This window comes from Sphaerisporangium sp. B11E5 (genome assembly GCF_039871875.1).
GTDB lineage: Bacteria > Actinomycetota > Actinomycetes > Streptosporangiales > Streptosporangiaceae > Sphaerisporangium.
The window spans coordinates 12,427-38,016 of sequence record NZ_JBDPMD010000044.1 but is presented as its reverse complement, the minus strand read 5'-3'; the positions used below and the strand labels follow the sequence as shown (position 1 = coordinate 38,016).

At 70.9% G+C, this 25,590-nt stretch carries 24 protein-coding genes; 12 read left to right on the top strand and 12 right to left on the bottom strand.

Going from position 1 to position 25,590, the window contains the following annotated elements:
* Positions 1 to 198 precede the first annotated feature (198 nt).
* On the bottom strand, positions 199 to 1,077 hold the full coding sequence (locus ABGB17_RS30205) for a MurR/RpiR family transcriptional regulator (protein WP_347635588.1): 879 nt from the start codon (positions 1,075 to 1,077) through the stop codon (positions 199 to 201).
* Positions 1,078 to 1,308: 231 nt separating this feature from the next.
* Between ABGB17_RS30205 and ABGB17_RS30200 the strand changes: the two genes are divergently transcribed.
* Positions 1,309 to 2,757 carry an aromatic amino acid ammonia-lyase gene (locus tag ABGB17_RS30200; protein WP_347635586.1) on the top strand — a complete coding sequence of 483 codons (1,449 nt, stop codon included), beginning with the start codon at positions 1,309 to 1,311 and terminating at the stop codon, positions 2,755 to 2,757.
* Positions 2,758 to 2,805: 48 nt separating this feature from the next.
* On the opposite strand, the gene thiS is transcribed toward ABGB17_RS30200, so the two are convergent.
* Positions 2,806 to 3,006, bottom strand: a complete 201-nt coding sequence (gene thiS / locus ABGB17_RS30195; protein ID WP_347635584.1) for a sulfur carrier protein ThiS — start codon at positions 3,004 to 3,006, stop codon at positions 2,806 to 2,808.
* A 171-nt stretch (positions 3,007 to 3,177) separates the two neighbouring features.
* On the opposite strand from thiS, the gene ABGB17_RS30190 reads away from it, so the two are divergent.
* Positions 3,178 to 5,514, top strand: a complete 2,337-nt coding sequence (locus ABGB17_RS30190) for a xanthine dehydrogenase family protein molybdopterin-binding subunit (protein ID WP_347635582.1) — start codon at positions 3,178 to 3,180, stop codon at positions 5,512 to 5,514.
* 362 nt (positions 5,515 to 5,876) lie between these two features.
* Here the strand turns inward: ABGB17_RS30190 and ABGB17_RS30185 are convergent, their stop codons facing one another.
* Positions 5,877 to 6,503: a hypothetical protein gene (locus tag ABGB17_RS30185; RefSeq protein ID WP_347635580.1), complete on the bottom strand. Its 627-nt coding sequence runs from the start codon at positions 6,501 to 6,503 to the stop codon at positions 5,877 to 5,879.
* A gap of 403 nt (positions 6,504 to 6,906) precedes the next feature.
* Here ABGB17_RS30185 and ABGB17_RS30180 point away from each other — a divergent pair, with 403 nt between their 5' ends.
* Positions 6,907 to 7,614: an SDR family oxidoreductase gene (locus ABGB17_RS30180; protein ID WP_347635578.1), complete on the top strand. Its 708-nt coding sequence runs from the start codon at positions 6,907 to 6,909 to the stop codon at positions 7,612 to 7,614.
* A gap of 4 nt (positions 7,615 to 7,618) precedes the next feature.
* Here ABGB17_RS30180 and ABGB17_RS30175 read toward each other — a convergent pair whose 3' ends face one another.
* Positions 7,619 to 8,422, bottom strand: a complete 804-nt coding sequence (locus ABGB17_RS30175; protein ID WP_347635576.1) for a thiazole synthase — start codon at positions 8,420 to 8,422, stop codon at positions 7,619 to 7,621.
* A gap of 158 nt (positions 8,423 to 8,580) precedes the next feature.
* On the opposite strand from ABGB17_RS30175, the gene ABGB17_RS30170 reads away from it, so the two are divergent.
* The 3 genes from ABGB17_RS30170 (at position 8,581) to ABGB17_RS30160 (ending at position 13,111) form a co-directional block, all read left to right on the top strand.
* Complete coding sequence (locus tag ABGB17_RS30170) at positions 8,581 to 10,386, top strand: 1-deoxy-D-xylulose-5-phosphate synthase (RefSeq protein WP_347635574.1); 1,806 nt, start codon at positions 8,581 to 8,583, stop codon at positions 10,384 to 10,386.
* Between the two features lie 40 nt (positions 10,387 to 10,426).
* Positions 10,427 to 12,148, top strand: coding sequence for a phosphomethylpyrimidine synthase ThiC (thiC, locus tag ABGB17_RS30165; RefSeq protein WP_347635572.1), 1,722 nt, complete (start codon positions 10,427 to 10,429; stop codon positions 12,146 to 12,148).
* 174 nt (positions 12,149 to 12,322) lie between these two features.
* Positions 12,323 to 13,111, top strand: a complete 789-nt coding sequence (locus ABGB17_RS30160; RefSeq protein WP_347635570.1) for a DUF72 domain-containing protein — start codon at positions 12,323 to 12,325, stop codon at positions 13,109 to 13,111.
* Here the strand turns inward: ABGB17_RS30160 and ABGB17_RS30155 are convergent.
* Complete coding sequence (locus tag ABGB17_RS30155; protein ID WP_347635568.1) at positions 13,090 to 13,626, bottom strand: NUDIX hydrolase family protein; 537 nt, start codon at positions 13,624 to 13,626, stop codon at positions 13,090 to 13,092. The genes ABGB17_RS30160 and ABGB17_RS30155 overlap by 22 nt on opposite strands.
* A 35-nt stretch (positions 13,627 to 13,661) precedes the next feature.
* Positions 13,662 to 15,830 (bottom strand): ATP-dependent RecD-like DNA helicase, encoded by a 2,169-nt coding sequence (locus ABGB17_RS30150; RefSeq protein ID WP_347635566.1) that lies wholly within the window; start codon positions 15,828 to 15,830, stop codon positions 13,662 to 13,664.
* A gap of 112 nt (positions 15,831 to 15,942) precedes the next feature.
* Here ABGB17_RS30150 and ABGB17_RS30145 point away from each other — a divergent pair, with 112 nt between their 5' ends.
* Positions 15,943 to 16,704, top strand: coding sequence for a hypothetical protein (locus ABGB17_RS30145; RefSeq protein ID WP_347635564.1), 762 nt, complete (start codon positions 15,943 to 15,945; stop codon positions 16,702 to 16,704).
* 102 nt (positions 16,705 to 16,806) lie between these two features.
* On the opposite strand, the gene ABGB17_RS30140 is transcribed toward ABGB17_RS30145, so the two are convergent.
* On the bottom strand, positions 16,807 to 17,223 hold the full coding sequence (locus tag ABGB17_RS30140) for an ATP-binding protein (RefSeq protein ID WP_347635562.1): 417 nt from the start codon (positions 17,221 to 17,223) through the stop codon (positions 16,807 to 16,809).
* Between the two features lie 258 nt (positions 17,224 to 17,481).
* On the opposite strand from ABGB17_RS30140, the gene ABGB17_RS30135 reads away from it, so the two are divergent.
* Positions 17,482 to 18,243 (top strand): helix-turn-helix transcriptional regulator, encoded by a 762-nt coding sequence (locus tag ABGB17_RS30135; protein WP_347635560.1) that lies wholly within the window; start codon positions 17,482 to 17,484, stop codon positions 18,241 to 18,243.
* On the top strand, positions 18,234 to 18,446 hold the full coding sequence (locus ABGB17_RS30130) for a DUF397 domain-containing protein (RefSeq protein ID WP_347635558.1): 213 nt from the start codon (positions 18,234 to 18,236) through the stop codon (positions 18,444 to 18,446). Before ABGB17_RS30135 ends, ABGB17_RS30130 begins: the two co-directional genes overlap by 10 nt.
* 27 nt (positions 18,447 to 18,473) lie before the next feature.
* Here the strand turns inward: ABGB17_RS30130 and ABGB17_RS30125 are convergent, their stop codons facing one another.
* The 4 genes from ABGB17_RS30125 to ABGB17_RS30110 form a co-directional block, all read right to left on the bottom strand.
* Positions 18,474 to 19,238 carry an SDR family oxidoreductase gene (locus tag ABGB17_RS30125; RefSeq protein ID WP_347635556.1) on the bottom strand — a complete coding sequence of 255 codons (765 nt, stop codon included), beginning with the start codon at positions 19,236 to 19,238 and terminating at the stop codon, positions 18,474 to 18,476.
* 13 nt (positions 19,239 to 19,251) lie between these two features.
* Positions 19,252 to 19,701 (bottom strand): MarR family transcriptional regulator, encoded by a 450-nt coding sequence (locus ABGB17_RS30120; protein WP_347635554.1) that lies wholly within the window; start codon positions 19,699 to 19,701, stop codon positions 19,252 to 19,254.
* An 85-nt stretch (positions 19,702 to 19,786) separates the two neighbouring features.
* A complete protein-coding gene (locus tag ABGB17_RS30115; RefSeq protein ID WP_347635552.1) occupies positions 19,787 to 20,692 on the bottom strand; it encodes a helix-turn-helix transcriptional regulator in 906 nt (301 codons plus the stop codon).
* A 147-nt stretch (positions 20,693 to 20,839) separates the two neighbouring features.
* Entirely contained in the window at positions 20,840 to 21,076 is a 237-nt protein-coding gene (locus tag ABGB17_RS30110; protein ID WP_347635550.1) for a DUF397 domain-containing protein, read from the bottom strand.
* A 236-nt stretch (positions 21,077 to 21,312) separates the two neighbouring features.
* Between ABGB17_RS30110 and ABGB17_RS30105 the strand changes: the two genes are divergently transcribed.
* The 3 genes from ABGB17_RS30105 (at position 21,313) to ABGB17_RS30095 (ending at position 24,009) form a co-directional block, all read left to right on the top strand.
* Positions 21,313 to 21,960: an ATP-binding protein gene (locus ABGB17_RS30105; protein WP_347635548.1), complete on the top strand. Its 648-nt coding sequence runs from the start codon at positions 21,313 to 21,315 to the stop codon at positions 21,958 to 21,960.
* A 2-nt stretch (positions 21,961 to 21,962) separates the two neighbouring features.
* Positions 21,963 to 22,883 carry an SAM-dependent methyltransferase gene (locus ABGB17_RS30100; protein WP_347635546.1) on the top strand — a complete coding sequence of 307 codons (921 nt, stop codon included), beginning with the start codon at positions 21,963 to 21,965 and terminating at the stop codon, positions 22,881 to 22,883.
* Between the two features lie 364 nt (positions 22,884 to 23,247).
* Positions 23,248 to 24,009, top strand: coding sequence for a hypothetical protein (locus ABGB17_RS30095; protein WP_347635544.1), 762 nt, complete (start codon positions 23,248 to 23,250; stop codon positions 24,007 to 24,009).
* A 7-nt stretch (positions 24,010 to 24,016) separates the two neighbouring features.
* Here the strand turns inward: ABGB17_RS30095 and ABGB17_RS30090 are convergent, their stop codons facing one another.
* The gene (locus ABGB17_RS30090) at positions 24,017 to 25,519 is read right to left on the bottom strand and encodes a glutamate--cysteine ligase (RefSeq protein ID WP_347635542.1); all 1,503 of its coding nucleotides are present in this window, start codon (positions 25,517 to 25,519) and stop codon (positions 24,017 to 24,019) included.
* Positions 25,520 to 25,590: the final 71 nt, after the last annotated feature.

Below are 25,590 nucleotides of genomic sequence, written 5' to 3'. Positions count from 1 at the left end.
CGGGGCGGACCGGGCGGGGCGGACCGGGCGGGGCGGACCGGGCGGGGCGGACCGGGCGGGGCGGGGCGTACCGGGCGGGGCGGACCGGACCGGGCGGTGAGGACCGGACTGGGCGGAGGCTGTTGGCCTCCCCGGCTCTCACTTGGGCAGGTTGGGTCGTCCTTGGACAGGTTCGGTCGACGCCCGGCCTTGGTGGCTTCACGCGGGCAGGAACAGCCGGCGTCGTGCGGCGCTGTCCTCGAACTCCTCGATGGTGGCCTGTTCCCGGACGGGGAGCGCGTCGACCATGGAGTGCACCAGCGCGACGCATAACACGGTCGGCGCGGCCTGGGAGTCGAAGGCGAAGCGGGAGCTGACCGGCGCGGCCAGCACCGCGTCCGCCTGCTCGGCGAGCGGCCCCACCGTGTGGTCGGTGACCAACGCCACCTTCAGCCCGGCGTTCCTCGCCCATACCAGCCCCTCGTGCAGCTCGCGGGGATAGCGGGGCAGGCCGAAGGCCAGAGCCCAGGTGGCACCGGCGTCGGCGGCCCGGCTCAGCCGGTCCTCCATCACCGACCCGGGTGTGTCGATCACCCGCACGTCGGGGTGCGCCTTGGCCGCGAGGTAGCCGAACAACTGTGCCAGCGGCGCCGACACCCGTAACCCGAGCACCGGCAACGGCCGCGACCCCGCCAGCCCGGCGGCGACCTCGCTGAGGTGTGTGGTGTCGGCCAGCCCGTCCCGCAGTGACTCCAGGTTACGCACCTCGGAGTCGATCATCGCCTGCACGGGGTTGAGGTCCGACGGCTCCTCCTCGTCCTGCCGCCCGTCCCGCAGCGCTCCCCGCAGGTGGTCCCGGAACTCCGGGAAGCCCCCGAACCCGAGCGCGAACGCGAACCGCGTCACCGACGGCTGGCTGATGCCCACCGCCTCCGCGATCTCGTTCCCGGTGAGGAACACCGCCTCGGCCGGCCTTTCCAGCAGATACCGCGCGATTCTCCGTTGTGACGGCGACAGCCGATGCCCGTCCACGATCTCGCGCAGCCGCGCCGCCACCAGCGACGCGTCCTCAGCCGCTGTGCCCGGCGAACGGTTCATAGCGCTCCCCTCGGCCTGATGAATGAATCTTTTCATGCATCCTCGTCGCCGCAAGTTTTCATGTCAACGCAACCCGGCGCTTTGGCCGCAGCCGGTCACGGAGGTCCGCGACCGGCATCGAGTGACCCCGGCGGACGACCCCGGGGGCCGGTTCCGCGGGTCGCTCCGGCATCACAAAACCCCATGTCACCCCATGTTTCCGCGTATGGTGGGCCAAAGGGGCTCATCCACATGGCGTCACGAACGATCACCTTGGACGGTGTCCGCGCACGCCCGGCCGACATCGCGGACGTCGCGTGCCGCCGTGTGCCGGTGCGGCTTCATCCGGACGGGCTGGATCGGGCCGCGGCGGCACGGAAGGCCGTGGAGGAGGTCGCGGGGCGGCGGCCGGTGTACGGGCGGACCACCGGGGTGGGGGCGAACCGGACTCAGGCCGCGGCGGGGGACGATCACGGGCTGAGGTTGCTCCGCAGTCACGCCGGGGGGATCGGCGCCCTCGTGCCGGCGGAACAGGTGCGGGCCATGCTGACCGTCCGGGCCAATCAGATCCTCGCCGGTGGGGGTGGTACCGATCCCGCGTTCGCCGAGGCGATGGCGGGGGCGCTGAACTCGGGACACCTTCCGGAGGTGCATGAGCTCGGGTCCCTCGGGACGGGAGATCTGACGGCGCTCGCGGAGACGGCGCTCACCCTGATCGGTGAACGGGGCTGGGCCGCCTCCACGGACGCGCACGGCACTTCTCCGGGGCCGGTCACCCTACGGCCGGGGGACGCCCTGGCGTTCTGCAGCAGCGGGGCACTGACCGTCGGCCAGGCGGCGCTCGGCTGGGCGGACGCCGCCGGGCTGCTGCGGGCCGCGCAGGTGGTGGCGGCGTTGTCGCTGGTCGCGGTGGACGCCGGGCACGAGCCGTACGACGTCCACGTGCACGCCATGCGTCCCCACCCGGGTTCCGCCGCGGTCGCCGCCGAGACGCGCCGCCTGGTGGCGGGCGCGTGGCCCGAGCCGGCGCGTGTGCAGGACCCGTTCGCCTACCGTTGCCACCCCCAGGTGCACGGCGCGGCCGTGGAGGCGGCGGCCGAGCTGGAACGGGTGCTGGGCCTGGAGATCAACGCCGCCGCCGAGAACCCTCTCGTGGACGTGCCCGCCGTCACCGTGCACCACCACGGCGGCTTCCACCTGGCGACGCTCACCCTCACGCTGGACCACCTGCGCCTGGCGCTGCTGAACACCGCGCACCTGTCGGCGGCCCGCGTGACGTCCCTCATGGACCCCGCCTTCACCGGCCGGCGCCCCTTCCTCGCCGACGGCCCCGAGGGCAGCTCGGGCCTGATGGTCCTGGAGTACTCCGCCGCGTCCGCCCTGGCCGAGCTGCGCGCCCGGGCCTACCCCGCCTCACTGGGCCACGCCGTCCTGTCCCGCGGCCTGGAGGAACACGCCAGCTTCGCCTCCCAGGCCGCCCGGCAGACCCTGAAGGCCGCCCGCGCCTACCGCCTGGTCCTGGCCTGCGAGCTGGTCACCGCCGTACGCGCTCTGCACGACCGCGCCCCGGGCATCGCCACCCCTCTCAGCAGTGCCTTCACCGTCGTGGCTTCCAGGCTGGACTCCCGCACCGAGGACCGCCCCCTCACCGAGGACGTCCACACCGCCGCCGCCCTGCTCGACCTCCTCGCCGGAATCTGACGCTCAGCGCGGTGGCCGGACAGCGGCCGGGCTGGAGATCGCCTCCGGTCAGCCCCCCTGGACCGCCGTGAGCACCTCGACCCTGTCCCGTTCGGCGAGCAGGGTCGTGCCCCAGGAGGCCCGGGCGACGACCTCGTCGTTGACCGCGACCGCGACACCGCTGGTGACGGCGGTCAGCTCACGCACGACCTCGGCCACCGTCGTGCCTTCCGGCAGGTCGTACGGTGCGCCGTTGATGGTCACGTCCACACGTCAGAGCATGCGGCGGGCACCGGGGCCGGGACTGGTCCAGAAAGGGGGTGTTGTGCGGGGTTATCCGGTCCGCTCGGTGAGGACCGGCACCTGTTACTACAGAGGCGACTCCCCAAGCGGCAGGAGGATCGCCATGAGGCGCGGGACACAAACCACGAGGCGGCCTCGTTGAGCGCCGCGGAGCCGGGGCCGGTGGTGGGGAAGGGGGTCCGGCGCAAGGAGGACGAACGGCTGCTGGCCGGCAGGGGGCGTTACGTCGGACGGGTGCGGCTTCCCGGGATGGCGCATGCCGTCGTCGTCCGCAGTCCCGTCGCGCACGGCCGGGTGGTCCGGTGCGACGCCAAGGCCGCGCGTGCCGTGCCGGGCGTCCTTGACGTGATCACCGCACCGGACGCCGCCGGTGTGTGCCTGCCGTGCATCGTCCTGGCGCCGGGGCAGCGGATCACCTCGTACCCGGTGCTGGAGAACGCCGTCCGCTACGCCGGGCAGCCGCTGGCCATGGTCGTCGCCCGCACGCCCGAGATCGCCGCGCGGGGAGCCGCGCTGCTGGAACTGGACTTCGAGCGGTTCCCCGCGGTCACCGACCCCGAGCACGCCCTCGGCCCGGACGCGCCACGCCTGTACGCGGGCTGGGACGGCAACGTGCTCACCGACCTCACGCTGGGGGACGCCGACTGCGACGAGGTGTTCGCGGCGGCGGACCACGTCGTCGAGATGACGTTCCGCTTCGGCCGGCTCGCGCCGTACCCGCTGGAGCCCCGGGGCGTCGTCGCGTCCTTCGACGGCGCGGACCTCACGATATGGATCTCCACCCAGGTGCCGCACGGCATCCGGCAGCAGGCCGCGGCGGCGGTGGGCCTGAGTCACGACCGCGTCCATGTGGTCGCGGGGGACGCGGGCGGCGCGTTCGGCGCCAAGGACCACCTGTATCCCGACGAGGCGCTGGCCTGCCTGGCGGCTGTGCGGCTCGGGGTGCCGGTCGGCTGGACAGAAGAGCCCGGCGACCGTCTGGCGGCGACGCTGCACGCCCGGTCCGCGGTGCACCGCGGACGTCTCGGCCTGGACGCGCGCGGGCGGTTCCTGGCCCTGCACGCCGACGTGATCGCCGACCTCGGCGCGCATCCGTCCAACATCGGGATCGGCCCGGCCGCCCTCAGCGCCGTCATGCTCCCCGGCCCTTATCGCTTCGAGCACGCGGGCGCCCGGGTCCGCGGCGTCGTCACGACCACGACCCCCACCGGCTCCTACCGGGGCTACGGCCAGCCGGAGTGCACGCTGACCAGGGAACGCCTGATCGACGAGGCGGCTCGCCTGATCGGCCTCGACCCGGTGGAACTGCGGCTCAGCAACCTCGTCACGCCCGGGGAGATGCCGTACCGCAGCCGTGTCTGGCAAACCTACGACTCCGGGGACTATCCCCTGGCCCTGCGCACCCTGCGCGACATGGTCGCTCCCGTCGCCCGCGCCGACGGCAGGGCACGCGGAGTCGGCTTCTCCTGTCACGTGGAGAGCACCGGCCTCGGCCCGTCGATGGAACTGAAGGCCAGCGGCATCAACGCCGGCGGCTACGAGACCGCGGTCGTGCGGATGGAGCCCGACACCTCCGTCGTCGTCGCCACCGGGCTGGCCGGGTTCGGCCAGGGCCTGGAGACGACGCTGGCCCAGATCGCCGCCGACCGGCTCGCCGTCCCGCTGGACCGGGTCCGCGTCCTGCTGGGGAACACCGACGCGACCCCTTACTCCGGCCTCGGGGGTGTCGGCAGCCGCTCGATGGCGGTGGGGGGCGCCGCGGTCGCCCTGGCCGCCGGCCGGCTGCGCGCCAAGATCCTCGCGATCGCCGCGCACCTGCTGGACGCCTCCCCGGACGACCTGGTGGCGGACCGGCACACGATACGGGCCGGCGGCGGCACCGGAGCACAGGTGACGCTGGAGGAGATCGTCACGGCCGCGTGGCGCGGCTGGGACCTGCCGCCGGGTCACTCACCCGGCCTTGAGGAGCGTGTCACGCACGATCCGGCGGCCTACGCCTTCGCCTACGGCGCGCACGCCGCGGCCGTCGCGGTGGACACCGCGACGGGGCAGGTGGAGGTCGAGGGCTACTGGGTGGTCTCCGACTCCGGTGTGCTCGTCAACCCGGCCGTCGTGGAAGGGCAGATCGTCGGAGGGGTGGCGCAGAGCATCGGGATGGCGCTCACCGAGGAGATCGTCTACACCGAGGACGGCCGGCCGGTCCTGGACTACCTGCTCCCCACGGCCCGGGACGTCCCCGCCATCCAGGTCAGGATGCTGGAGATCCCGTCACCGGTGACCCCCGGCGGGATGAAGGGAGCCGGTGAGGCGGGGACGCTCGGACCGCCCGCCGCCATCGCCAACGCCGTCGCGGCCGCCCTGCCGCACATCGCGGGCCGTGTCACCCGCACACCGATCACATCGCAGCGCGTGTGGCGATGGCTGACCGACGACCGTCCGCCCGGCGGAGCGAGTGAGGTGAACGCGGCATGGTGAAACGGGTGTGCGTCGTAGGCGCGGGGATATCAGGGCTGGGCGTCGCGATGGCGCTGCACAACCACCCCGGACGCTTCGACTTCGAGATCTACGAGCGAGAGGACCGGCTCGGCGGGAACGCCTGCACCGTCGACTACCCGCAGGCCTCGGCTCCGCCCGTTCCGGTGGACATCTCCGTGACAGCTTTCTCACCGGAGGCGTTCCCCAACTTCACCGCGGTGCTCTCGGCGTGCGGGATAGCCGAGAGCCCCACGGTCTTCGACTGCTCGATCCACCACGGCGACGACGCCTACGCCCACGACTCGCCCACGCCCCTGCGGGCGAGGCTGGCACGGGACCGCGAAAGATTCGGCCGGCTGATCTCACTGGTCCGCCGTTTCGACGTCCTCAACCGGTCCCCTTCCGTGCTGGTCTCGTTCCTCAATCCCTTCAACCTCGTCAGCATGGGCCGGCTTCTCCGCGTGTCCGGCGTCTCCGAGGAGTTCCAGAACAAGGTGCTCAAACCGCAGTTCATCAACTTCGTGCTGACGCGGGAGACCGTCAGCCTGCCGGCTTCGCTGTTCGCCCTCTACATGAGTTTCTTCGACCTGGACACGGCGACGTGGCGGCGTACCTGGCACGGTGGCACCCGGGCGGTCTACGAGGCGATGTCGGCGCGGTTCCGGCACAAGATCCACCTCGGCCGGGGGGTCACCCGGGTGGTCCGCGACGCCCGGGGGGTGATCGTCAGGGACACGACGGGCGGGGAGACCCGCTTCGACGAGATCGTCTTCGCTTGTGACGCCCGCAGCGCCCTCGCCGTCCTCGCCGCGCCCTCGCTCCGTGAACGCCTGGTCCTCGGCGCGATCCGCTACGACGACGCGGTGCACGGCGAGGCGATCGCGCACACCGACGACTCGATCATCCCGGCCGGCGCCACCCGGGTGGACAAGCGCAGTACGTTCGTACGCCGGCACGGCGACCGGGCGGACAACTACGAGGTCACCCACCTGATGAACACCCAGCAGCCGGGCGCGGCGCGATCGGACCGGCCCTGCCTGGTCACCTGGAACCCCAGCCGGCCGCCCGACCCGGCCAAGACCCTGGCCCGCGTCCGTTTCACGCACGTCGTTCCCAACGTCCTGCACAGCGCGGTGCTGGTCAACCTCTTCCGGTTCCTGCAGGGACGGCGGCACACCTGGTTCTGCGGCGGGCACACGCTGGTCAGCAGCCAGGAACACTGCCTCGTCTCCGGCCTGACCATCGCCTGGCGTCTCGGCGCCGACCACCCCTTCCCCCGGAACAGCGCGGCGATCGCGCTGTTCCGGCTGCACGGCCGCCGGATGCACGGCAGACGTTTCCGCCGGCGAACCCGGCCCGGCGTACCACCGCGGAAACATTTGGAGCGGACACATGACGACGACGGCTCTCATCACCGGCGCCAACAAGGGCATCGGTTTCCAGACGGCCCGGCTGCTGGCCGCGCGGGGAATCACCACGATCATCGGCTCGCGGGACGAGGACCGCGGCCGTGCGGCCGCCGGGCGCCTCGGCCAGCCCTACGTGGCGCTCGACGTCACCGACCCGGCGAGCGTCCAGGCCGCCGCGGACCGGATCGACAAGGAGTACGGCACGCTCGACATCCTCGTCAACAACGCCGGGATACTGTCCCCGGACAAGGGCGCGCCGAGCTCGGTGCCCATGGAGGTCGTGCGCCACGTCTTCGAGACCAACGCGCTCGGCGTGATCGCGGTGACCAACGCCATGCTGCCCATGATCCGCCGGTCACCGGCCGGCAGGATCGTCAACGTGTCGAGCGAGCTCGCGTCGATGACCAACGCCATGATCCGGGAGAGTCATGTCTGGCACCTCAACGACATGCCGTACAACGCGTCCAAGGCCGCTCTGAACATGATCACTCTGTCCTACGCCAAGGAGCTGTGGGACACCGGCATCAAGGTCAACGCCGGCGACCCCGGCTGGTGCGCCACCGACATCCACAACGGCGTCGGGCCGCGCACGGCGGAGCAGGGCGCGGCGATCATCGTTCACCTGGCCACGCTCGGCGCCGACGGCCCGAGCGGCAGCTACGTCCAGGACGCCGGGGTCATCCCCTGGTGAGGCGTCAGGGTGTCAGAGGGGAGGACGCCTCGGCGTAGCGGCGCCGGGGGATCCTGCCGGCCAGGCGGGCCAGGCGGCCCGCCTCCACGGCGTGCCGCATGGCCCGCGCCATCTGGCCGGGCCGCTGGGCGCGCGTCACCGCGCTGGCCAGCAGCACCGCGTCGCAACCGAGCTCCATGGCCTCGGCGGCGTCGCTGGCCGTCCCGACTCCGGCGTCCAGGATCACGGGCACGCCGGCCGCCTCCACGATCAGTTCGATGTTGTGCGGGTTGCGGATGCCGAGGCCTGAGCCGATGGGCGCGCCGAGCGGCATGACGGCGGCGCAGCCGGCCTGCTCCATGCGGCGTGCCAGCGCGGGGTCGTCGCCGATGTAGGGAAGCACCACGAAGCCGTCGGCCACGAGCCGCTCGGCCGCGTCGTAGGTCTCGATGGGGTCGGGCAGCAGGGTGCGCTCGTCGGCGATCACCTCCAGCTTGACCCAGGTCGTGCCGAGTGCCTCGCGTGCCAGCCTGGCGGTCAGGACGGCCTCACCCGCGGTGAAGCATCCCGCGGTGTTGGGGAGCACCTTGATGTCGCGTGCTCTCAGCACGTCGAGCACCGACCCCCGCGTGTCCGGGGCCAGCCGGCGCAGGGCCACCGTGGTCATCTGGGTGCCGGAGGCGGCCAGCGCCTCGTCCAGCACCTCGAACGAGGGCGCGCCACCGGTGCCCATGACGAGCCGGGAGGAGAATTTCTCACCGGCGATGACCAGTTCGTCCACGGTTGTCGCCTCCTGCTCCGGCTGCCGTACGGCTCGTGCGCCCTTCACGATGCGCCGGTCTGCCCGGGTGTCACAGGTCCGGTTCCCAGCGACAATGCATGCCGTTGCGGCTCTTTGCCCGCACTCCCCCTGGAGCCGAAGCTGAAGCGGAAAGCCTTGCGCCGCAGGTGAGACGCGCACAGGCACACTGAACAGGGGAAACGCAGATGCGCGCTTCACATGAGGCACTCGCGTTCCGGCCCACGACGCGGACCGTCCCGGCGCTCCTGGAGAGGATCTCCACTCCATCGGATGTGCGGGCGCTGCCGGCGGACCAGCTCCCCGCGCTGGCGGCGGAGATCCGGTCCTTCCTGGTGGAGAAGGTGAACGCGAACGGCGGTCACCTCGGTTCGAACCTCGGCGCGGTGGAGCTCACCATCGCGTTGCACCGCGTGTTCCGCTCGCCCGACGACACCATCCTCTTCGACACCGGCCACCAGGCGTACGTCCACAAGATGTTCACCGGCCGCCAAGCCGCGTTCGACCGCCTGCGCCGCCTCGGCGGGCTGAGCGGCTATCCGGACCCGGCCGAGTCCCGTCACGATCTCATCGGCCACTCGCACGCCTCGACGGCGCTGTCCTACGCCGACGGCATGGCCAAGGCACGTCAGCTGACCGGGGACGGGGGGAAGGCCATCGTCGCCGTCGTGGGCGACGGCGGCCTGACCGGCGGAATGGCCTGGGAGGCACTCAACAACCTGGGCGCCGCGCGGGACCGCCCCGTGATCGTCGTGCTCAACGACAACGGCCGCTCCTACGCCCCCACGTTCGGCGCCGTCCCCACGCACCTCGCGGCGCTGCGCGCCGGGAGCGCCGGGCAGGCTGTCTTCGAGCTCCTCGGTTTCCGCTACCTCGGCCCGGTCCCCGGGCACGACATCCCCGCGCTGGAGTCGGCGCTGCGGGAGGCGCGCGAGGTGGGGGGCCCGGTCGTCGTCCACTGCCTCACCCGCAAGGGCGCCGGTTTCCGCCCCGCGGAGGAGGACGAGGAGGACCATCTGCACACCGTCGTGCCGGGCGGCGGTGAGCCCTCGCTGACCCAGGTGTTCGCCGATGAGTTGTGCGCGATCGGCGCGAACCGTCCCGACCTGGTCTGCGTGACGGCCGCGATGCCCGGCCCGACGGGCCTGACCGCCTTCGGCCGCCGTTTCCCCGGCCGCCTGTTCGATGTCGGCGTGGCCGAGCAGCACGCGATGGCGTCGGCCGCCGGGCTGGCCCTCGGCGGCCTGCATCCGGTGGTCGCCGTGTACGCCACCTTCCTCAACCGGGCGTTCGACCAGCTCCTGCTCGACGTGGCACTGCACCGCCGGCGGGTGACGATCGTGCTGGACCGCGCCGGGATCACCGGTCCCGACGGGCCCGGCCATCACGGCATGTGGGATCTGGCGATCCTCTCCGCGTTCCCCGAGCTCGCCATCGCCGCCCCCCGCGACCAGAAGCGCCTTCGCGACCTGCTGCGTGAGGCCGTGGAACTGGACGGCCCGGCGGTGCTGCGCTTCCCCGCCGGCGGAGCCGGCCAGGAGTTCCCGGCACTGCGACGGGCCGGAGAGGTGGACATACTCCTGGACACCGGGAACGACGTCCTCCTCGTCGCGATCGGATCGACGGCCGGGGCCTGCCTGGACGCCGCCAGGCGGCTGTCGGCCGAAGGGATCGGTGTCACCGTGGCCGATCCCCGCTGGGTGTCGCCCCCCGCTCCCGGCCTGGTCGGACTCGCCCGGAACAGCGCCCTGGTGGTGACCGCCGAGGACGGCGTGGTGTCCGGGGGCGCGGGTGCCACCATCGCGCAGGCGTGCGGTCCCGCGGTGCGGACCCGCAATCTCGGACTTCCCCGGACCTTCATCCAGCACGGCAGCCGTGCGGAGTTGCTGACGGCGGCGGGACTGACCGGCGCGGGTATCGCGCGAGCCGTCCGCACGGAGTTCGGCGCCTGGTCGCGCACCGCCCCGTACCCGGCACGAGCAGACGCCCCCTGACCACGCCAGCCCACGTGATTTCCCGCGAATGGAGTCCGCGATGACCGACGCACGCTTCTCCAAGGTCTACATCGGTGACCTGCGTGTCCCGATGCGGCAGGTCAACCTGTCCAACGGCACCGGCGTGACCCTGTATGACAGCTCGGGCCCCTACACCGATCCCGCCGTCCAGACCGACGTCAACCGCGGCCTGCCGCGGCTGCGTGAGCAGTGGATCCTTGATCGGGGAGATGTGGCGAGGTACGGCGGCCGCAGGGTCCACCCCGTCGACGACGGCTTCAAGGACCAGGACTCCTGGATGCGCGGCGCGGCCCCGGCCTTCCAGGGGGACGGGCGCCGCCCGCTGCGCGCCACGGGGCGGCCGGTGACGCAGTTCGCCTACGCCCGCCTCGGCGAGATCACCAAGGAGATGGAGTACGTCGCGATCCGCGAGGGCGTGCCGCCGGAGTTCGTCCGGGACGAGGTGGCCGCCGGGCGCGCCATCATCCCGGTCAACGTCAACCATCCGGAGAGCGAGCCGATGATCATCGGCAGGAACTTCCTCGTCAAGATCAACGCCAATATCGGCAACTCCGCCGTGACCTCGTCGGTCGCCGAGGAGGTGGAGAAGATGACGTGGGCCATCCGATGGGGCGCCGACACGGTCATGGACCTGTCCACCGGCCGCGACATCCACACCACGCGTGAGTGGATCATCCGGAACTCGCCCGTGCCGATCGGCACGGTTCCGATCTACCAGGCGCTGGAGAAGGTCGGCGGCACCCCGGCCGAGCTGAGCTGGGAGCTGTACCGCGACACCTTGATCGAGCAGTGCGAGCAGGGCGTGGACTACTTCACGGTTCACGCGGGCGTACGACTGGCGTACGTGCCGCTGACGGCGCGCCGCAAGACGGGCATCGTCTCGCGCGGCGGCTCGATCATGGCGGCCTGGTGCCTGGCCCACCACAAGGAGAGCTTCCTGTACGAGCACTTCGAGGAGATGTGCGAGATCATGAGCGCGTACGACGTCGCCTTCTCCCTCGGCGACGGTCTGCGGCCAGGATCCATCGCCGACGCCAACGACGAGGCGCAACTCGCCGAGTTGCGCACACTCGGCGAGCTCACCAAGGTGGCGCACGCGCACGGCGTCCAGGTCATGATCGAGGGTCCGGGGCACGTCCCCATGCACAAGATCAAGGAGAACGTGGACCTGCAGCGCCAGTGGTGCGACGACGCGCCCTTCTACACCCTCGGCCCGCTGGTCACCGACATCGCGCCCGGCTACGACCACATCACGTCGGGCATCGGAGCCGCCATGATCGGCTGGTACGGCACCGCCATGCTCTGCTACGTCACGCCCAAGGAGCACCTGGGGCTGCCCGACAAGGACGACGTGAAGACCGGTGTGATCACTTACAAGATCGCCGCCCACGCCGCGGACCTGGCCAAGGGCCATCCCAAGGCGCAGGAGTGGGACGACGCGCTGTCCGACGCCCGCTTCGAGTTCCGCTGGGAGGACCAGTTCGACCTCTCACTGGACCCGGACACGGCCCGCTCCTTCCACGACGCGACGTTGCCGGCGGCGCCCGCCAAGACGGCCCATTTCTGCTCGATGTGCGGGCCGAAGTTCTGCTCGATGAGGATCACCCAGGATGTGCGGCGCTACGCCGCGGAGCATGGTCTCACCGAGGCGGAGGCACTGACGGCCGGCATGCACGACAAGGCGGAGGAGTTCGCCGAGCGCGGCGGAAAGGTTTACATCGAGGTGACGGCCAAGCCCTGAGGCACCCGTCCCCGCGGGACACCGGACCCCGCCGGGAGCCGTGGGCGGTGGCTGCCCCCAGGGAGGTCACCGCCGTTCGGCCCTGGCACGGCTCCGGCACCCCGGCCCTGCCGCCCGGTGTGAACCTGGCCGCGCCGGGCATGCGAACCCCGTACGGTGAAGGGGGTGGTCCCGATGATCCTCGTAGGCACCTCAGGCTGGCAGTACGACCACTGGCGCGACGTCCTGTACCGCGACGTCCCGCGGCGTCTGTGGCTGGAACGCTACGCCGAGTCCTTCACGACGGTGGAGAACAACAACGCCTTCTACCGCCTCCCGCCTCGCGAGACCTTCGAGAGCTGGCGCGACCGCACGCCCGGGGGTTTCGTCATGGCCGTCAAGGCGAGCCGCTTCCTCACCCACATCAAACGCCTCAAGGACCCCGAGGAACCCGTCCACCGCCTGCTGACCGCCGCCGAAGGCCTGGGCGCCAAACTCGGACCCGTGCTCCTCCAGCTCCCGCCGACCCTGCGGGCCGACCCCGGCCGGCTCGCGGAATGCCTGCGCCACTTCCCGCCCCACATCCGCGTGGCGGTGGAACCGCGCCACGCCTCCTGGTGGAACGGCGAGACCCGTGACATCCTCACCGCGCACAACGCCACCCTGTGCTGGGCCGACGTCCTGGGCCGCCCCACCGGCCCCCTGTGGCGCACCGCCGACAGGGGCTACCTGCGCTTCCACCAGGGCCGCGCCACCCCGTGGCCGTCCTACGGCGAGCAGTCCCTCCGCTCCTGGCTCCACCGCCTGACCGAGACCTGGCCCATCGGCGACATCTACGTCTACTTCAACAACGACCCCAACGCCGCCGCCCTCCACAACGCCACCCGGTTCGCCCACCTGGCCGAAGCCGAGGGTCACCATGTCACTCCCACCCCCTCCCTGGACCTGTTGAGCGGGACCCGTCAGAAAAGGCAGCCGGCGTAGGCGAGGGCCTGCTTGAGCAAAGTGCCCTGGCCGCCGGTCATCTCCAGTTGCACCGCCGGGGACACGGCCTCCTCGGGGGTGAACCAGACCAGGTCGAGCGCGTCCTGCCGGGGGCGGCAGTCGCCGGAGACCGGCACGAGGTACGCCAGGGAGACGGCGTGCTGGCGGGGGTCGTGGTACGGGGTGACGCCGGGGGTCGGGAAGTACTCGGCGATGGTGAACGGCTGCGGCGAGGGCGGGACGTTGGGGAGCGCCGTCGGGCCGAGATCCTTCTCCAGGTGGCGGAGCAGGGCGTCGCGGACGCGTTCGTGGTACAGGACACGACCGGAGACCAGGGCACGGCTGACCATGCCGTCCGATCCGATGCGCAGCAGCAGGCCCACCCGGGTCACGACGCCCCGGTCGTCCACCCGCACCGGCACCGCGTCGATGTAGAGGATCGGCATCCGGTCCCTGGCCGACCGCAGGTCTTCGGGACTGAGCCAGCCGGGCGTGGTATCGGTCATTTCGGTCATTGACCGATCGTACTTGGCGACCCGCACGGGGTGAGTCAGGCGTCCAGGCCGAGGGCGAGCCGCGGGGCGAGGCCCGTGTGCCTGCGGCGGCCGGTGCGGTGGACGGCCAGTTCGAGCGCCTCACGGTCACCCACCAGCACCACCCACGACTTCGCCCTGGTGACCAGCGTGTACAGCAGGCTACGGCGGAGCATCACGCCGCCCGACTCGGCCACGATGGGCGCGACCACGAACGGGTACTCGCTGCCCTGGGAACGGTGCACGCTGATCGCGTAGGCGTGGGTCAGCTCGTCCAGCTCGCCGAAGGAGTACTGCACGGTCTCCCCCTCGTCGGTGCGGATCTCGATCACTCGCTCCTGCGTGTTCACCGCCGTGACCGTGGCCGTCTCGCCGTTGAACACACCCTTGTCGTAGTTGTTCCGTATCGGCATCACGCGGTCGCCGGCCCGGAAGACCGACGGCCCCGACCAGTGCTCGGCCGCGCCCTCACGGGCGGGGTTCAGCCGCTCCTGCAACCTTCGGCCGAGCTCGGCCGTCCCGGTGACGCCCCCGCGCATCGGGCAGAGCACCTGGACCTGGTCGGCGCCGACGTTCTGCTTGCGGGGGATCGCCACCGTCGCCAGATGCACCACGCGGTCGGCCACCTGCTCGGGGTCCGCCAGCTCCTCGAACCAGAAACCGCCCCGACCGGGCAGATCAGGCAGCTCACCGGCCCGGATGCGGTGCGCGGACCGCACGATGCCGCTGTCCTGCGCCTGCCGGAACACCCGGGTCAGCCGCACCCGGGGGACCTGCTGCACCCGCAGCAGGTCGGCCAGCACGCTCCCCGGCCCGACGCTCGGCAACTGGTCGCCGTCGCCGACCAGCAGCAGGTGGCTGCCCGACGGGATCGCGGCCGTCAGCCGGGTGGCCAGGTGGAGATCGAGCATGGACGCCTCGTCCACCACGACCATGTCGGCCTCGGCCGGGGACCGCTGGAACACCAGCGTGCCCTCCTCGGGCTCCGGCCGCCGCGCGAGCAGCCGGTGCACGGTCATCGCGGGCAGCCCCGTGAGCTCCGACAGCCGCCGCGCCGCCTTCCCCGTCGGCGCCGCCAGGGTGACCGTGCCGCCCATGGCGCGCACGGTCGCCGCGATCACCTTCAGCGTGTGGCTCTTGCCGCACCCCGGACCACCGGTCAGGACGGAAACGGTGCTGGTCAACGCGAGGTTCACCGCGACCCGCTGATCCTCGTCCAGCCCTTCGTCCTCGGCGAAGCCCCGCATCGGGAGCGTCGAGCGGGCCTGGCGAAGCCTGCTCAGGTGCCCCGCGAGCGCGACCTCACGGGCGTGCTGCTCCTTGGCGTACACCACCACCTGATCCGGCACGGACGGCGACGCCTCCACCACGACCCGCCGCTCGGCGGCCAGCGCGTCCACGGCCCGGCGGATCAGGTCGTCGTCCTGCTCGACCAGCTCGGCCACCGACGCGACCAGCGCGGGCAGCGGCAGAAAACAGTGCCCGTCCCGGGCCGCCGCCGCGTCGAGCCGGTCGACGACCGCCGCCTGCACACGCCGGGGACTGGACTCCGGCACCCCCGACCGCAGCGCGATGCGATCGGCCGTGTGGAACGCGATGCCTTTGACCCGCCCGATCAGCCGGTAGGGATCCGAGGCGATGATCTCCTCCGCCTCGCCCCCGTACACCTGGTAGATCTTGGCCGCCAGCAGCGGGCTGACCCCGAACCCCTGGAGAACGACCATCAACGCCGCGATCGCCTTCTGCTCCCCCCACGCCTCGACGATCTGCGCCTGCCGCGTGACCCCGATGTTGATCACTTCGGTGAGCCGCTCAGGCGCGGTGTCGATCACCGTGAGCGTCTCCTCCCCGAAGTGACTGACGATGGCATGGGCGAGCCGCGGCCCGATCCCCCGGATCAGCCCCGACCCGAGATAGAGCCGGATGGCCCGCACCGTGGACGGCACCACCCGTTCACAAAGGCTCACCACCAGCCGCCCGCCGTGACGGGGATGCCGGTCCCACTCCCCCGTCAGCCGCACCGTCTCCCCCGGCTGCACCCCCGCCAGCGCCCGCCCCGAGGCGACGAACTCCCCAAGCCCGTCGGCACTCACCCGCGCCACGGTGTACTCGTCCTCCCGGACGAACACCAGCCGCTCGACCGACGCCTCGACAGCCGTCGCGTGCGGCCTCGCGAGCACGGTCACCGTAGGCTCTCCCGGAAATCAGGTGCGGCACCTCGCCAAGGACACTAGCGGGCACCGCCGACAGTCAGGATCCATCTTCCGTCAACGCCGGATGCGCTGGAGACTGGACGTCATGGCAGAGGCCCTGATGCTGTTCTTCTTCGGCAAGCTCGCCGAAGCGGCAGGCTCGCGCATGGCGGAGATGATCGCCGGCGAGATGCTCGGCATTCAGGCCGCCGAGGTGCAACTGCTCACCGCCGTCCACGAGAGCGTGGACAGTTTGATGGCGGGCCCGCTCAACAGCGGGCTCATGAAGCTGGAGGCCGCGCTGGCCGCGCATCGGCCGGCCAAGGAACGCAGACGTCTGCTCAAGGATGCGCGCAGCAGCTTCATGGATGCCCTCGGACAGGAGACGCGCCCCATGAACCGGTCGCTGGCCCGCTTCAACCTGGCGATCGTCTGGTACCTGCTCGACTCCCCGCGCGACGTCCCGGAGAATCTCCGCCATGCTCATGTGGAGGCGGGCAAGAGCGCCATCGCCGGCGGTGACAGGCAACGCCGTTTCCCCTCGACACTACGGTCCCCGAAGCTGGAGCCTGAGCGCCTGGACTACCTGAACCACATCGCGTTCGTCCGGCGTTCCTGGGGAAGTTGCAGCGTCGGGGCCCCTTACTTCTCCGCTGAGGCGATCGAGGCTCTCTCCTTCCCGGATTCTGGTACGAGCCCGTCGCAGGACCGGCTCGCCCAGGCGGAGGTACGCCAGGCCCGCGACGGCCTGCCGCTCACCCATATCTCTCGCTTCATCGGGGAATCGACCCCGTGCCAGGTCCCGCCTCAGATTCTCCGCTGCGCCTCGCATCCCTACGGGATAGTCACAGCCGCGCCCCGGAAATAAGCTCGACGAGAAGTCCCTCACCGACCCGGGAAACACCACGCCGCTGCCGTCGCCTGGAGAACAGCCGGTCCTACAGCACAGCGACGACGAAGTTCTTCCGGCTCACCGCGAGGCCGCCCCGTCCTTGAGCCGCCAGCATGCCCAGACGGCTTTTCCTGGCGAATCCGCGAGGGGCGCGACCCCCGCCTCGTCCGCGAGGGCGGCGACGATGGCCATCCCGCGCCCGTGCACCGCCTCCACATCGAGCCGGAGCCGGCGGGGCCGGCCCGCGCCGTGGTCGGTGACCCCTACCCAGAGCCGCTCCCCGTCCACCCATAGCGACACCCGCACCGGTCCCTCCCCATGCGTGAACGCGTTGGCCACCAGTTCCCCCACCACACTCACCACGTCGTCCCGCACCCACCGCATCCCCCACCCCTCCACCGCGTCCCCCACCATTCCCCGCAGCTTTCCGGCCACCGCGGGGTCATGAGGAAGGTCCCAGCGGACGGAATGCAAACCGCCCGTCATTTCGGACATGTCACCCCTCCGACGTATTCAGGAAATACAAAGCGAAGCATTTCCCGGGCCACTCACGAACTTTCCGAATCACCGCACAGACTGCCCCGGACCAGCTACGTTATGGAACGGAACCCTGAACACACTGCGGGACAGTTTGTACTGCCGCTGTGCTGGCCGTGCTGAAGGAGTAGCCTTTCTCCATCGGATGGAGTCTCGATATCCGTACCCCCCGCTCCGGACCCACCTCCCAAACCGCTGGCGTTCCTAGGCGCCGAAATGCGCAAGTACCGAAACCGCGCCAATATCACCCAAGACCGCCTGGCCGGCATCATCCAGTTCAGCCAGAGCCTCATCGGCTTCATCGAACGCGGCGAACGCACCCCCAGCCACAACTTCATGCAGCGTTACGACGACGCGGTCCACACGGGCGGCGAACTGGTCCGTCTGTGGGCCCATCTGACAAGGGGCGCGAGCCCTCGATGGTTCCGCAACTGGCTCGACATCGAGCAGGAGGCCCACACGCTGCACGCATGGGAGCCGCTGTACGTACCGGGGCTGCTCCAGACGGAGGAGTACGCGATCACCGTCATCCGGGGAGAGCCCGGCATCTCCGACGCGCAGGTAGAAAAGGCGGTGACCGCCCGGATGGAGCGGCAGGCGATCTTTCTACGTTCCGACCCGCCCATGTACCGTGTGGTACTGGACGAAGGGGTGCTTCAGCGCCCGATCGGCGGAAAGAAAGTGATGCACCGCCAGATCGAACGCCTCATGGAAGCAGCGGAGTCCTCCCGCATCGGCATACAGATAATCCCCGTCGCGTTGGGCGTGACCACGGGGCTGCTCGGCGGCTTCGCCATCGCCCAGATTTCAGGAAGTCCGGATAAGGTGTATATCGAATCCGCGACGAATGGCCATGTGACGGATCACCCCGAGGACGTCGAAGCCATCCACCGCAGATACGACGCTCTCCGCGCCACCGCACAACCGCAACATGTGTCCACTGAGTTGATCAGAGAGATGGAGAAGCTGTGGACCTGAACGACGAACTGAAGACGGCGGCCTGGCGGAAGGCCACCAAGAGCGGGTCCAACCAGGGCAACTGCCTGGAGGTCGCTCCCCTCTCCGGCGGCCGGGTCGGCGTACGCGACACCGAAGCCCCGCACCAGCCCCCATTCGTGGTCAGCGCCTCGGTCTGGGACGCCTTCATCGACGGGGCCAAGAAGGGCGAGTTCGACTTCTGACGTCCCTCATGCGTGTGATCTGACGCGTCACGCCGGGGTCAGGAAGTGGCCGTCGACCCGGACTGCCTCTCCGGTGGTGTTGGTGTTGGCGGTGGAGCAGAGGAAGACGATGACCCGGGCGACGTCTTCGGGGTGGGTGATGTCGCGGGTGGCGGCGGCGGTGCGGGCCTGGGCTATCAGCTCGGGGGGGAAGTCCTTGCCTTCGGGGGTGAAGCCGGGCATGACCACGTTGGTGAGGATGCCGGCGGAGGCCAGTTGGCGGGACATGACCCGGGTGAGGCCGTGGAGGCCGGACTTGGCGGCGATGTAGGAGACGTTGCCGGGGAAGCCGTCCTCGACGAGGCCGGTGGAGACGTTGACGACGCGGCCCCAGCCCTTGGTGCGCATGTCTCCCACTACGGCGCGGGCCAGGAGGTAGGGGCCGACGAGGTTGGCGTTGACCGAAGTGGTGAACCGCTCCACGGGGGCGGTCTCGAAGGTCTCCCCGGGTGCGGGCCAGTCGGGCCAGCGCACGGCGTTGTTCACCAGGACGTCGACCGGGCCCAGTTCGCGGCGGGCGGTGGCGACGGCGGCCTCCAGTGATGCCGGGTCGCCGAGGTCCAGCCGCCAGGTGATCGCCTGGCCGCCGCGCTTCTCCACCATGGCGGCGGTCTCCGCCGCCGCGCGCGCGTCGGAGTGGTAGCCCACGGCGACGAGGGCCTTCTCCTCGCCGAACGCCGCCGCGGTGGCGCGGCCGATGGACGAGCTCGCGCCCGTGACGAGCACTACCTTTCCCGCCAGCCCGAGGTCCATGATCATCTCCTGTTCAGTGGCTGTCCCGGATGACGTTCAGCATCCGGATGAGCTCTAGTGCCTCGTCCTCACTGAGGCGTGCTGTCGTCCGCCGCTCCACGTCGGCCCACGCTTCCTCGACCCCGGCCACGGTCTTCTCGCCGCGCTCGGTCAGGTGGACCCGGATCACCCGCCGGTCCTGCGGGTCGGAGTCGCGCCGGACGAACCCGGCTCGTTCCATCCGCCCGAGGGCCTTGGCGATCGTGGGCTGTTCCAGGCCGATGCGCTGCACCATCTCGGCCTGCGTGGTCCCGGGGTTGCGGTGGATGTCCACGATCAGCAGTTCCTGGCCGAGGTGCAGGCCGAGGGCCGCCACACGGCGCTGCAGCTCCACGCGGTGGGCCTTGGTCGCTTCCGCCAGCGCGTACCCGACGGGGCCTCGCTCGGCGGCCACCTGGCGGCCCGTACGCGCGTCACCTTCCATAGCCGGGAATCATATAGCCGGTTATGGAAAATGTCGAAAAAGAACCCGGCGGTGATCGCGATCACCGCCGGGCGAGGAGGTTACGTCAGAGCTGGTCCAGCAGGGTGGTGAGGGTCTTGCGGGTCTCCGAGACGGGGATGGCGTCCAGGCAGAGGCGTTCCATGACGGCCTGGTAGCGGTCGAGGTCGTCTCGTTTGTCCAGGTAGATGGCGCTGGTGAGCTGCTCCAGGTACACGATGTCGGGGAGGTCCCGCTCGCTGAAGCGCAGGATGCTGAAGGGGCCGCCCGCGGCGGCGTGGCCGCCGGCGCTGAAGGGCATGATCTGGAGCGTCACGTTGGGGAGGGCTATCACCTTGATCAGGTGCTGGAGCTGGCCCCGCATGACGTCGCGGCCACCGAGGGGGCGGCGCAGGGCGGCCTCGTCCACGACCGCCCACAGGTGGGGCGGGGCCGCGCGGTAGAGGAGCTTCTGGCGGGCCATGCGGAGGTCCACGCGGCGCTGGATCTCCTCCTCGGCGCCCTCGGGGTGGCCGAGCTTGACGACGGCGCGGGTGTAGTCGGCCGTCTGGAGGAGACCGGGGATGAACTGGACCTCGTAGGAGCGGATGCGGGTGGCGGCCTCTTCCAGGCCGATGTACGCCTCGAACCAGTTGGGGAGGACGTCGTCGTAGTTGTGCCACCAGCCGGGGCGGTTGGCCTGGTCCACGAGGGACAGCAGGGCCTGGCGTTCGGTCTCGTCGACGACGCCGTACAACGTCAGCAGGTCGCGGACGTCCCGGGCGCGGAAGCCGACCCGGCCGAGCTCCATGCGGCTGATCTTGGAGTGGGAGGCCCGGATGGAGTGGCCCGCGGTTTCCAGGGTGATCCCGTGCTTCTCCCTCAGCCGGCGGAGCTGGGAGCCGAGCAGGATGCGCAGGACCGTGGAACTTCCGCGTTCCCGAGCCATCATGTTGAGCGGGGTCTCGTCCCCTTCGGCCCGGGCTGTGATCATCGCAAGTCCTTCAGGCGGTCGAACTGATCGTGGTCTCACTTCTCGCGGTCTCAGAGAAGTTCACGATACTCCCGACTCCCCAATAGAGATATACCCCAACATCACCCTTAGGCTACGATTTTGAACCCTCCGTAACCCCCGTAGAGGTCATATCGCCAGGTCATCGAACTCGCCGTTCTTCGCACCAAGGATGAAAGCGGCCATTTCTCCGCGACTGTAAATCAGTACCGGGCCGCCCGGATGGCGGGAGTTGCGCACCGCCACCCCGCCGTCGGGGAGCCCCGCCAGCTCGACACAGTTGCCACTCGGGTTGCTGCGGACACTCTTGCGCCAGCAGACCCCGTCGAGGGAGGACGCGGGTATGCCGTTGGAGATCTCGTTCATCTTGCCTCTTCGTTCGCCGTCAAAATCCGACGAAACCCGACGAAACAGACATTAAACCCGTCGGGCCCCCCACCGCCACGAGAACTCCATCCAGGCGCTCCCCGGTGCAGACCCCATCATACTGTCTGTGCGTTTGCACGTGCATCGGTACTTGCATGTGCACAGTGAGGGATAGCACTATGGATTAAGCGGTTCATCGTCCCCCATAGCAACACCAAACCTCACAGGGCCTACCTATGACTGGTTACCGGACAGACCCCCACAAACCCACGACCGTCGGCGACGACAAGTGGGAAACATGGCTGGCGGCGCTGGACCGTGTCCTGTCCCCGGCGGGCCCCTGGGCCGGCAACCGCGACGATCCACCCGCCGAAGTGCGCCTCGCCGTCTGCGACCTGCGCCACGACCCGTACGCCGCCCGCACCGCCCGCCGCTTCACCACCACCACGCTGGACGCCTGGGGCCTCGCCCTGTTACTCGACGACGTCGAGCTGGTCATGGGCGAGCTGGTCATCAACGCCCTGCGCCACGGCCTCCCCGAGCAGAGCCACACCACGCCGCCGCGCCAGCCCGTCCGCATCGTGCTCGCCCTCACCATGGAGTCCCTGCTCTGCGTGGTCACCGATCCCAGCGAGGATCGGCCGGCGCCGCGGGACGTGGACTTCGGCGCCGAAGGGGGACGGGGACTGCGGGTGGTCGAGGGGCTCAGCCACAGATGGGGCTGGGCCCCGTTGCGTTCCCCCGGGAAGGCGGTCTGGGCCGGTTTCCACCTCCCCCAGGTCATCGAGCAGACCCCGAGGCATGCCGCGAGAAGCGACAGATCCGCCGCCGGCCGGACACCGGACCGGTTCAGCATGCAAACCGGCCTCACGTCGTACCGCTGAGCGTGCCGGGCCGATCCGCGGAACCCGAGCCGCCACCCCGGGTGGAGGGATATCGTCGTCCTCACCGGCACGAGGCCGGGTGTACCCGGCGGAACGGGGGGATCGTGGCGGAGACCGGCGGCACGGAACGCCTGGGTTTCGACCCTACCGTCGCTAATTACGCTCGCATGTTCGACTACTACATGGGCGGCAAGGACAACTTCGCCGCCGACCGCGAGGCCGCCCGCCGCATGCTGGAGCTCGCGCCTGAGCTGCCGCTGATCTGCCGCGAGGGGCGCCGCCACGTGGCCAAGGTGGTGCGCTACCTGGTCGGCGCCGGGATACGGCAGTTCATCGACCTCGGCTGCGGGCTCCCCACCGTGGGCAACGTGCACGAGGTCGCCCAGGCGGCGGCGCCAGGCTCGCGCGTCGTGTACGTCGACAACGACCCTGTGGTGGTGCTGCACTCCCAGGCCCTGCTGGAGCAGAACGACGACACCGTCGTCATCGAGGCCGACCTGCGTGACACCAAGCACGTCCTCGGGCATCCGCGGGTGAAGGAGCTCGTCGACCTGACCCGGCCGGTGGGGGTGCTGCTCCACTACACGCTCCTCATGGTGCCGGACGAGGAGGAGGCGGCCCGCGCCGTCGCGGACTACCGGGACGCGGTGGCGCCCGGCAGTCACATCGCCATCTCGCACAGCGTGCGCGACCCGAGACCTGACGTCACCGCCAAGCTGGCCTCGATCTACCGCGACTCCGGCGGCGGCCCGCAACACGGCCGGCTCCGCAGCAAGGCGGACGTGGAGCGGTTGTTCGCCGGCCTGCGGCTGGTCGAGCCCGGCGTGGTGTACATCCCCCGCTGGCGGCCCGAGCCCGGGGAGACGCTGCCCGGCCCCGAGACGGTGTGGTCGGTGGGCGGGGTCGGCGTCGTGGAGCGCTGAGAAGCGCGGGGCGGGGCCGGCGGGAGGCCGGGCGCGGGGCGGGACACGCCGGAGCGTGAAAAAACTTTCCGGACCCGCCGCTCGGCACGACGGCCGCCGGTGCCGCCGGGTGCGTGGGGCGGCCCCTCTCATGATCTCGAATGATTACGGACGGTTGGCACCCGCCGTCGGATCGAGACCCAAAATCCGGCACTAAATCCCGGTCCTGCGGAATCTCGTTGTCACCCACCTCACTGAATCCGACTTAACTTTTGCCCCATACCCCGTAAAATCCGCCGATGTGAACGATGGTCACCACGCTCCACACGAGCTTCCGGTCCGCGGACGCTCGTTCCGTACCACCTCCGGCCGGCACCGCCGGCCGGTGCCGGCGAATCTGCCGCCGGAGGCCCCGGCCCTCGTGCTGGCCGCGCCGGGCACCGAGTGTGACGTGCCTGCGGCCGTCAAGACCATCGTCTGCGTCGATCATCCGCAGCTCGACGTGAAACTGGTCCACCTCGGCGACTCCAAGACCAACCTCGCCGAGACGTTGGCCGACTGCGCCGCCAAGCGGCCCGAGGGCGCGATCGCCGCGATCGTGGTGCCCATGGTCACCGGCCCGCACCAGCAGGTCTACCGCACGGTCCGCGAGGCCGTCGCCGAGAGCGGTGTGCTCACCACCATCGCCGACCCGCTCGGCCCGCACCCGCTGCTCGCCGAGGCGCTGCACGTCAAGCTGGCCGACAGCGGTCTCGCGCGGGCCGACCGCATGCGCCTGTTCAACATCGCCGCCCCGGTGGACGGCATCATCATCGCCACGGTCGGCGGCCAGGAGGCGGTGCGCGCCGCCGACGCGACGGTCGTCCTGCTCGCCGCCCGCCTCACCCTGCCCGTGGTCGCCGCCTCCCTGGACGCCTCGCCCGGCGTCGGCGACGCGGCCCAGCGCCTGCGCAACATCGGCGCGTCCCGCCTGGCCCTGGCCCCGTTCCTCATCGGCCCGGAGATCGACGCCCGCCGCATCACCGCCGCGGCCGAGTCGGTGGGCGCCGGCTGCGCCGATCCTCTCGGCGCCCACAACGCGGTGGCCCAGCTCGTCGCCCTCAGCTACGGCAGTTCCCTCACCGGCCTGGACCCCGACACCCCCTGACCCGGTCTCACCGGGTGCGGGCCGGGGACTCGGCGCGGACGCCGAGGTCCTCCACGGGGTCCGGCCAGGTGTGCACGGGGGCGTGGGTGAACGACAGGGCCCGGTAGTGCTCCAGCATCGCCGCGCGCACCCCCGGCGCGGCGCCGAGGGCGGCGAGGGCGCGGCGCTGCCAGGCGGCGCCGGTGCGGCGCAGGCGGACGCGCTCGGCCACGACGTCCAGCAGACGTGAGGCCTCCGCGGGGTCCACGCCGGACGCCACCAGGCCGTCGCGGGCCACGGGCAGCAGGACGAGGGCCAGCTCGTGCGCGGGGACCCGCCGGTCGAGGCCGGGCCAGGCCAGCTCGGCGTCCAGCCCGCTTCTCGCGGCGCGGTAGAAGTTGCGGTAGGCGTCGGCGAAGGGGAAATCGGCCGTCCAGGTGGGGTCGGCGGCGGTGGCCTGGACCAGGCCGATGAGGAAGGCGGCGTTGGCCGCCATGTCGGGCGCGGTGGGGCCGGCGGGGAGGGCGCGCAGTTCCACGCGCAGGTGGCCACCGCCGGCGGGGTCGTAGACGGGGCGGTTCCACTGCCAGACGGTGCCCTGGTGCAGGCGCAGCTCGGGCAGTCCGGGCACCCGGCCGGCGCGGACCGCCTCCAGAGGATCTTCGTCCGACATCACCGGCATGACCGGCTCGTACTCGTTGACGCTCAGCTCGAACAGTTCCGCGGCGCCCTGGCGCACCCAGCCCGAGCCGAAGCAGACCCGGCCGCCCACCCGCCAGAGCCGCTCTGGGTCGCGATCGTCGGCGGAGGCCTCGAACAACGCGATGCGGGTCTCCTCCCACAGCTCCCTGCCGAGGAACGCCGGGGAGTTGCCGCTCGCCGCGAGCACGGGCCCGATGGCGAGCTGCGCGGCGTTGTACGCGGCGGCGAAGTCGCCCGGCGGGGTGCGCAGGTGCACCTGCCAGGAGGTGTTGGCGCTCTCCAGGATGACGTCCTCGACCTCCAGGTCGAGCCGCTCGACCCCGGCGATCCGCACCCGGAACGGCTCCTCGCGCACCCGCCGTATGCCGCTGCTCAGCGCCTTGTACCTCTTCTCGTCGCTCATCGCGTCCGGCCCGAAGTCGAACTCGGTGAGCGTCGGCAGGATGCCGATCGGCACCACCCGCCCGCCCTGCGTGCCCGCCGCCTCGTCCAGCCGGGCCATGGTGTCGCGGATCTCCGCCTCCATGGCCGTGAACGGCCGCCCGGCCAGCGGCAGCGGCGTGAGGTTGACCTCCAGGTTGAAGCTGCCGAGCTCGAGCACCACCCGCTCGTCGTCCGCGGCCTCCCGTACGGCCTTGTTGCGGCGCAGCGGCCGGGCGTTGCCGTCGATGAGGAACAGCTCGAGCTCGGCGCCCACGGTGGCGGGGCCCGCGCCGAAACCCGGCCGGGCGAGCACCTCGTGCAGCGCTGTCAGCGAGTCCTTCAGGCGCGCCCCGAAACGGGCGAACTCCGCCTCGGAGAACCGCTCCTTGGCCACGTGCTGTCCCATCGGTGTCCTCTCCCGTTGATGCCGGAGTGACCGCTGTGCCGTCGCCTCGTCTCTGTCCAGGGGGACGGTTT